Source organism: Allomuricauda sp. d1, assembly GCF_039592695.1.
In the GTDB taxonomy this organism is placed as follows: Bacteria; Bacteroidota; Bacteroidia; order Flavobacteriales; family Flavobacteriaceae; genus Flagellimonas_A.
The window spans coordinates 993256-1008922 of record NZ_JBBUTK010000001.1 but is presented as its reverse complement, the minus strand read 5'-3'; the positions used below and the strand labels follow the sequence as shown (position 1 = coordinate 1008922).

At 42.2% G+C, this 15667-nt stretch carries 16 protein-coding genes; 9 read left to right on the top strand and 7 right to left on the bottom strand.

What is annotated here, in order from left to right:
* Positions 1 to 32: 32 nt before the first annotated feature.
* Positions 33 to 908 carry an alpha/beta fold hydrolase gene (locus AAAH86_RS04695; protein WP_343486344.1) on the top strand — a complete coding sequence of 292 codons (876 nt, stop codon included), beginning with the start codon at positions 33 to 35 and terminating at the stop codon, positions 906 to 908.
* On the top strand, positions 895 to 1713 hold the full coding sequence (locus tag AAAH86_RS04690) for an alpha/beta hydrolase (RefSeq protein WP_343486343.1): 819 nt from the start codon (positions 895 to 897) through the stop codon (positions 1711 to 1713). The genes AAAH86_RS04695 and AAAH86_RS04690 overlap by 14 nt, the downstream gene beginning before the upstream one ends.
* Here the strand turns inward: AAAH86_RS04690 and cysM are convergent.
* Both cysM and epsC read right to left on the bottom strand, forming a co-directional pair.
* Positions 1686 to 2570 (bottom strand): cysteine synthase CysM, encoded by an 885-nt coding sequence (cysM, locus tag AAAH86_RS04685; protein WP_343486342.1) that lies wholly within the window; start codon positions 2568 to 2570, stop codon positions 1686 to 1688. The two genes, AAAH86_RS04690 and cysM, sit on opposite strands and share 28 nt — an antisense overlap.
* Positions 2563 to 3354 carry a serine O-acetyltransferase EpsC gene (gene epsC, locus AAAH86_RS04680; RefSeq protein ID WP_343486341.1) on the bottom strand — a complete coding sequence of 264 codons (792 nt, stop codon included), beginning with the start codon at positions 3352 to 3354 and terminating at the stop codon, positions 2563 to 2565. The genes cysM and epsC overlap by 8 nt, the downstream gene beginning before the upstream one ends.
* Positions 3355 to 3450: 96 nt before the next feature.
* Here epsC and AAAH86_RS04675 point away from each other — a divergent pair, with 96 nt between their 5' ends.
* Positions 3451 to 4131, top strand: coding sequence for a DUF2461 domain-containing protein (locus AAAH86_RS04675; RefSeq protein WP_343486340.1), 681 nt, complete (start codon positions 3451 to 3453; stop codon positions 4129 to 4131).
* Here the strand turns inward: AAAH86_RS04675 and AAAH86_RS04670 are convergent.
* From AAAH86_RS04670 to AAAH86_RS04660, 3 genes are all read right to left on the bottom strand, one after another.
* Entirely contained in the window at positions 4123 to 4530 is a 408-nt protein-coding gene (locus AAAH86_RS04670) for a glyoxalase (RefSeq protein WP_343486339.1), read from the bottom strand. The genes AAAH86_RS04675 and AAAH86_RS04670 overlap by 9 nt on opposite strands.
* A gap of 116 nt (positions 4531 to 4646) precedes the next feature.
* On the bottom strand, positions 4647 to 7682 hold the full coding sequence (locus tag AAAH86_RS04665; RefSeq protein WP_343486338.1) for a hypothetical protein: 3036 nt from the start codon (positions 7680 to 7682) through the stop codon (positions 4647 to 4649).
* Positions 7683 to 7727: 45 nt separating this feature from the next.
* The gene (locus AAAH86_RS04660; RefSeq protein ID WP_343486337.1) at positions 7728 to 8492 is read right to left on the bottom strand and encodes an outer membrane lipoprotein-sorting protein; all 765 of its coding nucleotides are present in this window, start codon (positions 8490 to 8492) and stop codon (positions 7728 to 7730) included.
* A 123-nt stretch (positions 8493 to 8615) separates the two neighbouring features.
* Between AAAH86_RS04660 and AAAH86_RS04655 the strand changes: the two genes are divergently transcribed.
* Positions 8616 to 9515, top strand: coding sequence for a DUF72 domain-containing protein (locus tag AAAH86_RS04655; RefSeq protein WP_343486336.1), 900 nt, complete (start codon positions 8616 to 8618; stop codon positions 9513 to 9515).
* On the opposite strand, the gene AAAH86_RS04650 is transcribed toward AAAH86_RS04655, so the two are convergent.
* The gene (locus AAAH86_RS04650; RefSeq protein ID WP_343486335.1) at positions 9509 to 10366 is read right to left on the bottom strand and encodes a phosphatidylserine decarboxylase; all 858 of its coding nucleotides are present in this window, start codon (positions 10364 to 10366) and stop codon (positions 9509 to 9511) included. The two genes, AAAH86_RS04655 and AAAH86_RS04650, sit on opposite strands and share 7 nt — an antisense overlap.
* A gap of 175 nt (positions 10367 to 10541) precedes the next feature.
* Between AAAH86_RS04650 and AAAH86_RS04645 the strand changes: the two genes are divergently transcribed.
* Positions 10542 to 10940 carry a hotdog domain-containing protein gene (locus AAAH86_RS04645; protein WP_343486334.1) on the top strand — a complete coding sequence of 133 codons (399 nt, stop codon included), beginning with the start codon at positions 10542 to 10544 and terminating at the stop codon, positions 10938 to 10940.
* On the opposite strand, the gene AAAH86_RS04640 is transcribed toward AAAH86_RS04645, so the two are convergent.
* Entirely contained in the window at positions 10928 to 12214 is a 1287-nt protein-coding gene (locus tag AAAH86_RS04640; protein ID WP_343486333.1) for a dipeptidase, read from the bottom strand. The genes AAAH86_RS04645 and AAAH86_RS04640 overlap by 13 nt on opposite strands.
* Before the next feature lie 179 nt (positions 12215 to 12393).
* Here AAAH86_RS04640 and AAAH86_RS04635 point away from each other — a divergent pair, with 179 nt between their 5' ends.
* The 4 genes from AAAH86_RS04635 (at position 12394) to AAAH86_RS04620 (ending at position 15663) form a co-directional block, all read left to right on the top strand.
* Positions 12394 to 12744, top strand: a complete 351-nt coding sequence (locus tag AAAH86_RS04635) for a hypothetical protein (protein ID WP_343486332.1) — start codon at positions 12394 to 12396, stop codon at positions 12742 to 12744.
* Positions 12745 to 12755: 11 nt separating this feature from the next.
* A complete protein-coding gene (locus AAAH86_RS04630; RefSeq protein ID WP_343486331.1) occupies positions 12756 to 13160 on the top strand; it encodes an Hpt domain-containing protein in 405 nt (134 codons plus the stop codon).
* A 10-nt stretch (positions 13161 to 13170) separates the two neighbouring features.
* Positions 13171 to 13548 (top strand): response regulator transcription factor, encoded by a 378-nt coding sequence (locus AAAH86_RS04625; protein ID WP_343486330.1) that lies wholly within the window; start codon positions 13171 to 13173, stop codon positions 13546 to 13548.
* Between the two features lie 66 nt (positions 13549 to 13614).
* Positions 13615 to 15663 (top strand): HEAT repeat domain-containing protein, encoded by a 2049-nt coding sequence (locus AAAH86_RS04620; RefSeq protein WP_343486329.1) that lies wholly within the window; start codon positions 13615 to 13617, stop codon positions 15661 to 15663.
* Positions 15664 to 15667: the final 4 nt, after the last annotated feature.

Here is a 15667-nt window from a genome sequence, read left to right as displayed (position 1 = left end):
CTTTTGTATTTTGTAAAGAAATACACTTCGTTTTGTCTGGTTGGTTATATATTTTGTTGCTTATTATTGGCATTTATATTGTCTTGAGCATACTGTTGTACCTGCTGCAAGATTATTTTCTATTTAAACCTGAAAAGCTTTCGAAGGAATTTCAATTCTACTATGATAACCAAGAAATTGAAGAGTACAATATGCAAACCCACGATGGTGCAACCATCAACGGACTACATTTTAAAGCTGAAAATCCGAAAGGTGTGGTATTCTACCTAAAAGGCAATTCAAAAAGTATCAAAGGATGGGGCAAGTTCGCAGTGGATTTTACCCGACACGGTTATGATGTCATCATGGTCGACTATCGCGGATTTGGCAAAAGTACGGGCAGGCGCACCCAAAAGGCCATCAAGCGTGATATGCAACTGGTGTACAACAAAATCAAGGAAAACGTCAACGAAAAATACATTGTTCTATACGGCCGTTCACTGGGATCGGGCTTTGCCACAAAACTGGCTTCGATGAACAACCCGAGAATGTTGATATTGGATGCCCCTTATTACAGCCTGAGCAAAGTCGCTAAAAAATTCATTCCGTTTATGCCCTTGTCGCTATTGATCAAATTCCCCATGCCGACGTACAAATGGCTCAAATATGTTAACTGCCCCATTCACATCATTCATGGTACCGACGACCGTTTGATTCCCTATAAGACCAGTGTAAAGCTATCACGCATCAAACCTAAGTTGACCACCTTACATACCGTGATCGGGGGTGGCCATAAAGATTTGAACACCTTTGAATCGTACCATAAAATGTTGGGTGACATCATCAATTCAAGAAACAGAAGGGTCAACTTGAAAGGCTCTAGCATTGATGTGGTCCACCACACAAAAAAGACGGATGCGAAGGTTTAAAATATGGGGCTCGGGCCTTTTACTCACCTTAATAGCACTATGCTGCATGATTTATTTTTTACAGGAAAAATTGATTTTTTTACCGACACAGCTTCCGCAAGAATATCAATATTCATTCTCCGCCAATTTTGAAGAGGTTTTTTTGGAAACGGATGATGGAGCACGATTGAATGCCCTTCATTTTCATGTCAAAAATCCAAAGGGACTTATCCTTTATTTTCATGGAAATGCTGGGGATTTATCCCGTTGGGGAGAAATAGCCTTGTTTTTTGTGGATAAAGGATACGATGTATTGATCATGGATTACCGTACCTATGGGAAGAGTACTGGCAAGCTTGGTGAAAAGCCACTCTATCAAGATGCGCAGTTGTGGTATGAACATGCCAAAAAGCAATACGACGAAAGCAATATCAAGGTTTACGGTCGGTCGTTGGGCGGCACTTTTGCAACCCATGTGGCTGCAAAAAACAATCCACATCAATTGATTCTGGAAACCCCCTTTTACGGTTTGGAAGAAGTGGCCAAAGAGCGGTTTCCGTTTCTTCCTGTGGGGTCATTGCTGAAATATCGGTTTCCGACCTATTCGTTCATCAACGAAGTAAAATGCCCCATAACCATCATACATGGGACCGAAGATTCGGTAGTGCCCTTTGACTCTGGAAAGCGGCTATTTGAATCCATTTCCAGTCAAAAAAAATCTTTTGTAGCAATAAAAGATGGCGACCACAATGACCTCATCAATTTTCAAGAGTATCATAAAGTCATTGACAAAACGCTTCAATCGAATAGGGGAGAGGATAGGTAGCGGTCGCCACGGTCGCAAACGATGGAAACGATGGTGCCTTCTTTCAATTGCGATGCGACAAGCAGTGCAATCACTGTGGCCCCACCACTGCTCATACCCGCAAAAATACCTTCTTCTTTGGCGAGTCTTTTAGACATTTCGCTAGCTTCGTATTGACTCACAAACAAGATATCATCCACCTTTTTCGGATTGAAGATACTGGGCACATAATCGGGCGACCATTTGCGAATGCCTGGTATTCGTGAGCCCTCTTTGGGTTGCGCCCCAATAATTTTAATGTCGCTTTTTTGCTCTTTTAAAAAGGTGGAGGTGCCCGTAATGGTTCCCGTGGTGCCCATACTCGATACAAAATGTGTGACTTCACCCTTTGTGTCACGCCAAATCTCAGGTCCTGTTGTTTTGTAGTGCGCTTTCCAATTATCGTTATTGCCAAATTGGTTCAGCATGGTATATCCCTCATTCTTGACCTTGTTTTCGGCATAATCACGGGCACCCTCTATCCCGACATCTTCAGAAACCAACGTCACTTTGGCACCATAAACCTTCATGGTCTGCACACGTTCTTTTGTGGCGTTTTCGGGCATGACGAGTTCAATATCCAATCCATAAACCCCTGCAATCATAGCAAGGGCAATCCCTGTATTTCCACTTGTGGCTTCAATGAGTTTGCTGTTTTTATTGAAATCCCCACGCTCCAATCCACTTTTGATCATATTATACGCAGGGCGGTCTTTGACACTACCACCTGGATTGTCACCTTCCAACTTGAAGTAGAGTTTCACATTGGGATTGGTATTCAGGCGTTTGCTCAACACCATGGGCGTGTTGCCGATTAAATCCAAGATGGAATCAGACATTGGTTTCGGTTTTGATTCGGATTTCAGGCGTGTGGAACACTGTGGAGTTCGCGGGTACGGAGTCTGTCACCCAAGCATTGCCTCCGATGACCGTATTTTCACCAATGACCGTTTCACCACCCAAAATAGTGGCGTTGGCATAAATGGTGACATTTGATTCTATGGTAGGATGCCGTTTCTGTTTTTGAAGGCTTTTGGCAACGTATAAAGCTCCCAAAGTAACCCCTTGGTAGATTTTAACGTTGTCTTCGATGACGGCCGTCTCGCCGATAACGACACCCGTCGCATGGTCAATAAAAAACGAATCACCGATTTGCGCTCCCGGATTGATATCAACTCCCGTTTGTCGGTGGGCGTATTCAGTCATAAGTCTCGGCACCAACGGGAATCCCTTTTGGTAAAGTTCATGGGCCAAACGATATATCGCAATCGCATAAAAACCTGGGTAGGCCATATACACTTCTTCTATGGATAATGACGCGGGATCGCAATTCAGAATGGCCTGTGCATCAAGATTTAATTTTTCCAGCACGGTAGGTAAGTCCGACACATACTCCTCCCAAAGTTTTTTGCAGGGCCTTTTGGTTTCCCAACAGGCCAGGTCTACCAATTCGTCAAATTTTGCTGCAAGTATGTCCAAATTAGAATCTATGGGTGTTCGTACATCAAACAGCATATTGAACAACAAATCGGTAAAAGATTCCGTATTCCTTTTAAGTCGATAGTCTAGGTAGGGTTGATTTTTGTGCTTTTTCAGTGCAGTGATGATCGCTTGTTTGTCCATAACCGGAAAAATTTGATTTAAATGTAACCATTCTGAAAATCGTGTAATTTTCAAATTGCTAACTTTAGCTAAAAAATAACACTTAAGCCAGCATACGTGAGCACACCAACAATTTCAAAGCCTGCACTTTACTTTCTCAAGAAATTGGAGAAGAACAACAATAGAGAATGGTTTACCGAGCATAAAGATGAATTCAAAAAACATGAGGGTGAGGCAAAGGAATTTTACAACCACTTGAAAGAATTGATGGAGAACCATGACGATATTGAAAAGCTCAAAATGTTCAGGATTTATCGGGATGTGCGGTTTTCTAAGGACAAGACACCCTACAAATCACATTTTGCCGGTTCGTTGTCACGACTGGGCGCTCATCTGCGGGGCGGTTACTATTTGCGGATAAAGCCCGGGGAAACCTTTGCTGCTGTAGGCTTTTGGGAACCCAATAAAGAGGACTTGTTCCGTATTCGGAAAGAGTTTGAAATGGATGCGGAAGAATTCCGTCGTGTCATCAACGAACCCTCATTTAAAAAGATTTGGGGCGAATTGGTCGGTGATGGTGTCAAGACCGCTCCAAAAGGTTTCGATAAAGAACATCCCAATATTGACCTTATCAGAAAGAAACAGTTCATCTTTGTTCGAAACTTCACGGACAAAGAAGTGCTTTCCAAAGATTTCATCAACGAAGTAAATGCATCGTTCAAGGCAGTCCGCCCATATTTTGACCTGATGAGCGATATCTTGACCACAAACTTGAACGGCGAGTCGCTTTTAGACTAGTACCTCTTTTTCAAGCAATTGAATCTGGTCTTTAAGGCGTACAATCACCATATTCATCATGCGTTTATTCAACGCAGAAGAGTTTTCAATATACCTTTGGTATTCTTCAATGGTGAATTGGCCAATAATCATGCCCTTAAGGGAATTTCTGAACTTGATGTCTTTTTGAATGGCTTTTTCGATGTACTCCATTCGTTTTTCAAGAGGAAGCTCGTAGTAGGTGTTCTTGTGCTTTCTGATGTAATTTTTGAACACCTCGATCAACAAAAAGTTTTGAAACTTGATGATGGGGCGTAGCGTTTCGTTCTGAAACCGTTCTTCGTCACCTGTGTTTTCATCAAATCTTGCGGATTGTATTTCTGGTCGAATTGCCAGAAGCTGTGAGGACCTATCATCCATATCGTGATGGTTTTGATAAAATTACCAATATCATGTTCGTCAAATATGGTGCATGCGCTTTAGTTTTCAACGGGCTTATAAACAAAAAAGCCCCGAATCTATCGGGGCTTTGGGTGTTACTTGCTGCTCAAAAACTCTTCAAAGGGTTTTATCTCCAACGCATTCTTTTTGAGATATTTCGATTTAATCTTCTCAAAATCGGCTTTGCCCGCTTCAAAACGTGCGGTTATGACCTTCAAGTTTTGCAGGTCAGATGCGGTGGCCTTGTCATAACTTGAAGCCACCTTGCTGTAGAGATTGGTCATTTTTTCACGTAACTGTGGTTCAGCAGAACCGACATAGTTATCACCAGTGGTGATGACCAGCGTCTTTTTCAGTTCATTCAACTTGGCAACCGTTTTTTTATCGCCTTTGGCTTCTGCACTCGCCAAAATCTCATCGACCTCATACACTAGATAGGCCAATTCTTGGGTCATATCGTACAATCGCATCGTAATGGTGTTTTTTTGCTCCCTATCTTTTTCGTTAAGGGGAGAATCTTCATCATACACCAGTTCAAATTCATGCGCAAAGGTTTCTTTTCCTTTAGTGATTACCGCCTTGTACATTCCGGCGGGTACTCGAGGTGAGGTGAAACCGCCAAAACTGAAGGTTTTGCCCTTGGCCACTTTGGGCTGCTTTCTGCGGTAGTTCCAATTCACGATATTGATGCCCTTTGATTTTCCGGGCCCAAGTTCAGAAACCACGTTTCCTTCTGAATCCTGAATTTCCATGAGCATTTTCCCGAACGTGTGACGCTTCTTCAAGAAATACTTGATTTGTGCATTGTTGGTTTTGTTGATGCCCACAAACTGGGTTTCACCACCAAAATTGCCTGAAAAACTACTGGTTTCATTGATAGTCGTAGCTGGCATGTCAAAGAAATGCAAGGTTTTGTTCAATACCTCCTCATTGATTTCTCGTAAAGGAGAAATATCATCGATGATAATGACGCCGCGACCATGGGTTCCCATGACCAAGTCATTGGTTTTCTTCTGCATTTCTAAATGATGTACTGCCACTGCTGGCATATTGTTGGTAAACTTCTTCCAGTTTTTGCCGCCATCCAAGGTGATGTAAAGTCCGAATTCGGTGCCCAAGAACAACAAATCAGGATTCACAAAATCTTCTTGAATGCTGCGTGTGAAGCCAATGACATCATCAGAGATAATATTTGTCCATGTTTCCCCAAAATCTGTGGTCTTATACGCATACGGATTCATATCGTTCTGCGTATGGCCATCGAATACGGCATAGGCAGTTGCCTTGTCATGGCTGCTGGCCTCAATATGGTAGCACCAGGTATTTTTTGGCAACCCTTGAATGTTCATTGAGGTGTTCGTCCATGTTTTGCCACCATCTTGTGTTACCTGAACATTGCCATCATCGGTGCCCACCCAAATGATGTTTTGATCCAACGGAGATTCCGTTATCGTGAAAATGGTTGTGTGGTTTTCTGCACCTGAGTTGTCTTTTGACAGCCCACCTGAATCTTCTTGATTTTGTTTTGCAGGATCGTTGGTGGTTAAATCCGGTGAAATGATTTCCCAAGTATCGCCCATGTCCTCTGAACGGTGCAGGTACTGGCTGCCCATGTAGAAACGATCAGGTTGGTGCGGGCTGACAGCCATGGGCGCATTCCAGTTAAAGCGCAGCTTCTGGTCTTCAGAAGTGGGCAAGGGCTGAATGGTTTTGGTCAGCTTTCTGTCCACATCATACCGCCATACATTGTCGGCACCTTGCATTTCAGAGTAAATGATGTTTTTTGTCGGATGTTTCAACACTCGGAAACCGTCACCGTACCCAACGGAATTCCAGTCGCGGGCTTCAACGCCCCCAGGGGAAGATGAGGGTCCCCACCAAGAGCCGTTATCCTGCAACCCCCCATACACATTATAAGGCTCGGCATCGTCTACGCTGATATGGTAGAATTGTGAAAGTGGAAGGTTCTCAACGATTTCCATGGTGGTGCCACCATCCCAAGAACGATAAACACCACCGTCGGTGCCTACATACATGATATCAGAATCTTTGATGTTGAAAGCAAAGTCGTGGATGTCTGAGTGCATGTTGCCCAAGTTTTTGAACGTTTTTCCACCATCTCGAGAAATGGAACCGCTAAGACCGCCCTTGACGACAACATCCTCATTTTTTGGGTCCACCACAATTCTTGAGAAATAAAAAGGCCGTACCGTAATGCCAAAGTCGTTGTTCAATTGCTTCCATGAATTACCCGCATCATCACTGCGGTACAATCCTTTGCGTTCGTCTTTTTCAGCCTCGATGACGGTATACAACACCTTCGGATTGGAAGTAGCAACGGCTATCGCCAACCTTCCCAAATCTCCTTCAGGAAATCCATTATGGATTTTGTTCCATGTTTTGCCACCGTCAGTGGATTTGTACAGCGCACTGTTTTCGCCACCCGATTCAAATGACCATGCGGTACGTCGAAATTCCCACATGGAAGCGTATAACGTATTTGGGTCGTTGGGGTCCATCGCCAAATCGGCACAACCCGTTTTTGGGTTGATGTAGAGCAATTTTTCCCACGTCTGTCCGCCATCGTTTGACTTGAATACGCCGCGCTCTTCATTATCGCCCCAGAGTGCGCCCAGCACGCCAACGTAAATTTCTTGGGAATTCTTTGGGTTGACGATAATATTGGCAATGCGTTCAGAGTTTTCAAACCCGATTTTTTGCCAATTGGCACCACCATCCACAGATTTGTACAATCCGTCGCCAATGGAAACACTATTGCGGGGCCATGTCTCGCCAGTACCCACATAAATCGTTTTGTCAGGGTCATTGGGGTCGAGTTCAATGGAGCCTATCGATTGGCAATACTCATCAAAAATAGGATTGAAGGTGGCTCCACCATCATTTGATTTCCATACTCCGCCACCAGCAGTACCTGCATAGATGATGCGGCTGTTGGTCGGGTGCACTTCCATATCGTTGATTCGGCCGCTCATTAAAGCAGGGCCGATATGTCGTGCCTTCATGTCGCCAAACAATTCTTTACCAGAAATGGATTCAAGCGTTTGCTGTGAAACACCGCTTATCGGTAGGGCAAAGGCCACTATCAAAAAAGAGAAAAAAAGGTTTTTCATTTTCTTGAGTTTAAAAAAGGCCCCGTGAGGAGCCTTGGATGTTAGTTATTTTTCTTCGGTTTCTGTTTCTTCAGGAAAAGCAAATGCTGCATCGTCAACAGTTGGGTTCAGTTCAATGGTTTCAATGGTGATGGGTTGCGACTGGCCGCCTTTCACACCTTGGGTCATTGAAAATGGAAAATAAAGTCCCTCGACTTCTTGATAATCGCTCATCGTGGTTTCTGATGTTTGACCTTTTGCGGGGCCTGTTTTTACCTCTGATTGAACAGCTATGGGCACAAAATTTTCTGTGTCAAAAAAGTAAAATGAAATATCGTCTTGTTGATTGCCATCAACGGTTATGGGTTCTTTGACCAATTTAATCTTAAAGGTTTCTGCGCCGTCTATAGTTTCTTTTCCCAAAAGCTCAACGATATAGCCTTTCTCTTTGTAATCGACAAATGAATCGGGAAAATCGTTAGTATTCAATTTAAAATTGGCCGTTTCTTCAGCGTCGCTTTTTTCTGCCTTCATGGTCATGAAGTTATGGCTCCACAAGGTTTCACCATCATAAACGCCCTGCATGATCTCCTTGCCCTGAAATGTGATTTTGGTCATCTGTCGACCGTCTTTGAGTTGGTAGATTTCAATGGGTATTTCCATACCGCCCTGATTTACCTTGGCTGTCATTTTCATGCCTTCAAGATTTTTGAGATTGTCAAGCCCCCCAATATTTTCAAAATAATTGGCGATGATCTCATCAGCAGTCTGGGCATGTGCTCCAACGACCATAATAAAGCATGCCATAACAAAAGTCGTGAGTGTTTTCATTTCTTAAGGATTTTAATTTGAATTGTCTATTAGTACCGTTTTATGCTATCGTGTTACAATTTAGGTATTAAAATCTGAATAAAATCAAGGTGTCTTGGTTATATTTACTGGAGAATTATTTATATGAAATTCGGAAAAGTAGACCGGCCAGAATTAATTGACTTTGCCATCCCCCCTGACCATCCGGATACCGATGTGGTGCTCGCGAAGCAAGAAGGCAATCAAGACTTAAAAGTCTATGTCGGTTGTGCCAAATGGAACCGACAAGATTTAAAGAATTTTTATCCGAGAGGTACGAAGGATGAATTGGGATATTATTCCACACAATTCAACTGCATCGAGCTCAACGCCACCTTTTATCGCATCTTTCCTGCGGAACAATATGAAAAGTGGTATGACAAGACCCCTGAAAATTTCAAATTCTTTCCTAAAATCACCAATGAGATCAGTCATTTGAGGCGGTTGAACGATAAAATCTATGAAACGGTTGATCGCTATCTCGAAGTAACCTCCCAATTGAAAGATAAATTGGGCACCATTTTTCTACAGATGCACAACAATTTTGGGCCAAAAAACTGGGATAGGGTAGTGCGGTTTGTTGAATATTGGCCCAAAGAATTTGATCTGGCCATTGAGTTTCGACACACCGATTGGTTCAACGATGAAAAAGTCGCCAATGAACTGTATCACTTGTTGGAAGAAAACAACACTGCCAATGTTTTGGTCGATACTGCGGGGCGACGGGATTTGATGCACATGCGGTTGACCAACAACGAAGCATTTATACGCTACGTCGGCGCAAACCACAAATCAGATTATAACCGCTTGGGGGATTGGACCAAAAGATTGAAGGCTTGGAAGGAAGCAGGGCTGCAAAACCTGCATTTCTTTGTGCACCAGAACCATGAATTGGAATCCCCGCTTTTGTCGGCACACTTCATCAAGTTGTTGAACGATGTCTTGCAAACAGATTTAAAAATTCCTGCGACATTGCCTGGCAAATCACCCACACTTTTTCAATAACTGGCCCCGACTTCTACAAACGTATTTTTTTCGTGGAATCTTGGCACGAGAGGTGATGCCATACAACAGGTAGACCCAAGATAAAAGAGTGCCAATTCGCCCATTTTTTCAACTTTTTGTCCGACTGAAACCGTGTCATTAAGTTTAATGGTTCCCACAGCAGGTCCGCCAACTATTGACAGATACCAAGTACGGCCCAACTCATCGGTAATGTCAATATTATACCGTTCGTTTCTAAAAGCAGGCAATGACGGATTTTGAACATAGATCCATGGGCGCAACACGATTAAATCTCCCGGCACATGCTGTATTCGAGAAATAGTGCCGTTTACAGGAGAGTGAATTCGGTGATAGTTTTTGTTATGTAGAAAAACATTGGTAAACGTATAGTTCGATGGAATTGAATCTTCACTTACGCCAAAAACCGTGTGTACCTTTCGCTCATCACATTTGACATGAACCGTTTTAATCGCCCCCACCTTGTCCATATCACAGAGGAGCCCTTCACAAGGCCAAATCCATGGGCTTTCATTCTTGGGAAGAAACTTGAACTCTCTGGTAAAAAAATCTTGAAAGCTTTCATAATCAGGCTTTCCATGGGGAGGCCTAAATTTTTCCAAGTAGGAACTGTCGCTATAATTTACAGATAGATACGTAGGTATGAACCGTTTTGAAAAGGGTTTGTCGTATAGCGATGCGTATTTTTTCGAAATCCTTCGTTGAAGATTACTCGGTAGATTTCCCCATAACTTGACCGATAAAAAACTGTAAAAATAGGCCCGCCATTTGGGTACTTTGAAGACAGTAAAACTTGGGTCTGAATAAAATTTTTCAGAAGCTGAGACATCCATTTTGTTTAATTTGGTTCGGGTTTGCCCTTCAATTTATTTGATATCCAAAAGCGATGCCATTCAATTAAGAAAAGTTTATTTTAAGATTAACAAACTTTATAAATGCTTAATTTTTTATTGGGAAATGACTCCCAAATTAGATTCTGCCTACCTTTGAAGCCATAATAGTCTTATCATGAGATTTCATACACGCAAATGGGTCAAGCCAGAAGATTTGAACGCCAATGGTACATTGTTCGGGGGGAAAGTATTGGCATGGATCGATGAGGAAGCAGCACTTTACAGCATCATACAGCTCGAGAACAAAAAGGTGGTCACCAAGTACATGTCAGAGATCAACTTTATGAGCACGGCCATAGAAGGTGATATTGTTGAAATAGGGATAGAGGTCGTCAAGTTTGGAAAAACCTCATTGAATCTGAACTGTGAGGTCAGAAACAAGATGACCCACGAAACCATTGTAACGGTCGATAACATCATCATGGTCAATTTGGATGATAATGGTAAACCCGCGCCACATGGCAAAACGAAAATAGAGTATGTCAAAGACAGGTTGGCCAATCAAGACGATTGAGACGAACGCATTTCTGAGGCAACCTGTTGTACCTCATCAAGTACGCGCAATAGATTGCCGCCCCATAGCTTCTCAATTTCTTCTTCTGTGTAGCCGCGCTTGACCAGCTCTAATGTCACATTAAAAGTTTCTGAGGCATCGGACCATCCTTCAATGCCACCACCACCATCAAAATCAGAGCTGATGCCCACATGGTCAATACCCATTAAATTGACCATATAGTCAATATGGTCTACCAAGTCAGGTACACTTACAGCAGGCGGAGCATCTTTTTGGGTTGATGCAATTTCTTTCGAAATCTTGATGACTTTTGGGTAGTTTGCGATAAATTCTTTTTGCTGTTCTTTGGTCAGGGAACCAAATTGCGAACGCTCATACCAAGTAACGCCCAGAGAATCTGCCACTTTTTGGTAAATCTTCTTCATGAAGGCTGCCCGTTTTTCATGCTTTTCAGTATTGAGATATGCACTGAACGCCACGGTTTGCACGACACCGCCATTCTCTTTCAACAACTTTAACTGCCCGTCATCAAGATTTCTGCTGTGGTCACACAATGCCCTTGCTGATGAATGCGATGCAATTATGGGCGCTTTTGAAAGTTGAACCATTTGCACCATCGACTGTTTTGAAGGATGCGACACATCAATCATAATACCAAGTCTATTCATCTCTTTTACAGCACTTTTACCCAAATCACTTAAACCATTATGTAACCACACACTATCTTTTTCGCCAGTATTTGAATCACAGAATTGACTGTGCCCGTTATGGGAAAGGGATATGTAGCGTGCGCCCCTGCGATGGTACTCCTCAAACTTCGATAAGTCCTCCCCGATAGGATATGCGTTTTCTACCCCAATCATCGCTACTTTTTTGCCTTTTGAATGAATTCTTCTGACATCATCTGAATTGAAGGCCAGTTCAATTTGATCAGGTGCCATTGTTTCACAAAGCCTGTGAATAGCGTCAAACTTGGCCGTGGCATTGTCAGCAGCTTTTGCATATCCTTCTGAAGTCAAGGAATCTTGGCCTGTATACACGATGAGCCACGCTACATCAAGCCCCCCAGCTTCCATCTTTGGCAGGTTCAATTGGGTATCAAGGTTTTGCGTATAGTTGACACTGTCGGTAAAATTCTTCACGTTGATATCATCGTGGGTGTCAATCGTGATTACATTTTGGTGGATTTTTTTGGCCCTTTCTTTAATACTGGGCTCTTTTTCAGCACATGCCGCGAGCATTGACACTGCGCACAAAATCAATAGTATTCTCATAATCCAGAAAGTTTATACCTACAAATAAAGCAATTTGACAACATAATAGCCATACTAGATAACATTTAATTGGTGGGATAGGGTGAAATAAAGAGATTTAACCCTGTAAAAACCAGTCGGTTAGGATTGAATCAGGATAGTGCATCACTACTTGAACTGACATAAAAAAACAGAATCCTTTGATAACTAGAGAATTAGAAAGCCATTTGACCAAACTAGAAATAGGGCTCCACAATTTTTCTTTTGAAACGCTGGGTGCTGATGAAGCCATCTCGCTCAAGTATGCGTTTGAGGTGTTCAAGAACGAGTTGTATTCAAAAACCACAAATAGTATTGATAGCCTGTTCAGAGATTCTGCCGATGATGGGGTCAAGCTGGCAAAAATCAATCGCTTGATAAAGGGTTTGCTGAAGTACGTTCAACATTTAAAGAAGAACGATACGACAATAAAACAACCCGATACCATTGCCGCTATTGAATTGGCAGCGTCAATCATCTTACTACTGACCATGAGCGGTTCAACCGAATAAAATAGTGCTGCATGATGACAAAAAACCAAGAGTTGTTGCTAGAATCAAATATGAATACCGATAGACATTATTGTAATATGGCCGATCTCAACGCTGTGTTGGTAGACTGTATGGGCAAAAAGGCCCTTTTGGAAGAATTAGTCATCCTATTCAAAAAAAATATTTCAGAATTCATGGCCAATACCCGTGAGCATTTGAAAAACAACGATGTCGAGGGTATAGGCTTCACAAGCCACAAAATAAAGTCAAGTTTAAAAATGATGCGAACACAAAGTCTATTTCAGATTGCAGCACAAATGGACGCTGTCTGCAAGAACGAAATTGATTTTGTACACCTTGATTTTCTGTTCAATCAATTTTTGAATGAATACCCATCGGTAGAAAAATCCATTGATGAACAATTGAAAATGCTATAAGTAGAAGGTTTTGGAAAGAAAAGATATCCTTTTGGTCGAAGATGACGATATGATGGCAGCGCTGTTGGGCCATTGGCTTGAAAAGGAAGGTTATGCGGTTACAACTTTAAAAAATGGGTTGCAGGTAAAAGAGGCATTGTGTGAATCATTGCCCGATTTGATCATTTCAGATATTATGATGCCCTATTATTCAGGGATTGAGCTGGTTGACCATATCAGAAATGAATTAAAGTTGGAATTGCCCGTCATCTTGATTTCTGCTGCATCAAACGATGAAAATGTGATGAACGCATTCGAATTGGGTGCGAATGATTTTATATCAAAACCCATAAGCCCCCATGAACTTTTGGTGAGGGTCGCAAGAACTTTAAAAACCATGAAAGCTTAGCAAAAGGCTTCCCCCAAACGCCCGATCATAGAAACACCTACGATACATACCAATTTGCTATGGGATTTGACCCTCTTGTTCTCTGTACTTGGAGCATTATATTTTTTGGGGATATTCTATTTTCGGAACAAGATTTCATTCCGCTCAAAGCGACTTGTTGACAAGAAAAAAGAACTCGCCCCGGTCATCAGTAATTTCTTGTTTCACGACCCTAGTGCACCAATTGTTGAAAAGAAGGAATATGTAGAGCTTAAAATCAATATCAGGAACGAATTGGGCAACCCCGCGTTTAGAAAAATCCTTACCGAAATACTTGTCGATCTGCAGAAAGATGTTGCCGGTGAAACCCGTGAGCGGTTGAACGAACTGTATTATGACCTAAACCTGCATTTAGATGCCTATAAAAAATTAAACAGCTGGCGCTGGGAGGTTGTCTCGCAGGGCATATTGGAATTGACCCAAATGAAAGTGGTCGACGCCTATTCGTTCATTACCAAATTTATAAATGACAAAAGAAGCACAATTCGTAAACAGGCTGAAATAGCAACAGTTTCACTGCGCGCAGAAGGCATTGCCCATTTTTTGGATACGACCCGCTATTCCATCTCTGAATGGCAACAGCTGAAGTTGATCGAGACCCTGAGAACCATAGAGCACTTTAGACCGCCAAACTTCAAGGCATGGTTGATTTCATCTAACCGTGATGTAGTGCTGTTCTCACTGCGCCTTATCAAACATTACAATCAAAACGATGCCATTACAGCCATAATTGAGTTGTTAAAGCACAAAGATGACCGTATCAAGACGGAAGCCATCAATTGTATCAAAGAATTTTGTGTCATCAAGGCAATACCGATTCTGAAGGCCATTTATTGGAAAACCTCAGAAATCATCAAAATTGAAATCTTGGATGCCATTGCTACCCTTGGCAGTGAAGACGATATCGAGTTTTTACAGAAAGTCGCAAAGAAAGAATCCGGATTCATCCTTAAAAACAAGGTGGCCATGGCCATCAATGATATTGCACCCGATACCGTGTTGCCGACTAAAGATATCATTCCACAAAACAAGTTGTCGTTTGAAGCTGAGGAACAATCGGTATTTGGTGATGAGTCAGCATTGAAAGAGGAGGTAAAACAAATTGCCGATTCAGAGACCAACACCGTTGAACCCGAACTTACTGAGGAAGAGGTTGGGGAAATTGAAGTCTATGAGGTCGATACAGAGACTATTTTCACGGCCAATGAAAAAGAAACCCGGTCGGTTGATGAAAACGTTGCAGAAGATACAACAGAGTCAACTTTTGAAATAGGGCCCGTACCTGAGGAGCTGGATGAATCCATAAACGCTGAAATCGGTCTTTTGACCGACTTAGCGCAAGAAGAAGAAATAGAAAGTCTTCAAAATAAGGGTTTTGAAAAGGCGTACTCTGAAATGGAAGTCGAAGAAAAAGACAAGTTTGTCGATGCAATGCACGATACGGCTTCCCAAAGTGACATCCCGCTTTTGGAAGAAATCATGGAAGATGAGCCCAATTCAGAACTCCGCTTTCGAATTTTCAAAATCATCAAATCGTTGGGCAGAAATACAGAGAAGCCTACCATTGAAACTGCCCCAGACAAAGAGATTATTGAAAATCACACCCAATTTGAAGGCACGCCCAAAGAGAGCATTTTTCATGACTTGCTGGATTATGCATCGGATCTGGAATCAAAAATCATCCTTCTTGAACAAATGGCAGAATTGGGTGATGAAAAAGAGCTTCCGCTGCTTTTCATGCTACTTGACGATGAAGATGCCATCATTCAAAAAAAGGCCGAGAAAACAAAATCCATCATTCTTTTAAGACTAAATGGTGAGGGTAGCGAAAAATCAATCCCCATCGAATCAAACGGGGATATGTTGAAGGAAGATGAGAAGCCAATGCAAACTGTTGCACCAGAAAACGAGATAGTACCTCTAGAGCATCAAAAAGAATTGCTGCCCCTTGAGCTGTGTTTTCTGTATGATGAACTTGATATATCTCCTCCTGAGGAAGACCATTTAAGGATTGATTTTGATTTCACAGAAGAGTTTTATCAAGCCCAACAGCGAAGAGCGGCCATAAAAGAATAGAATT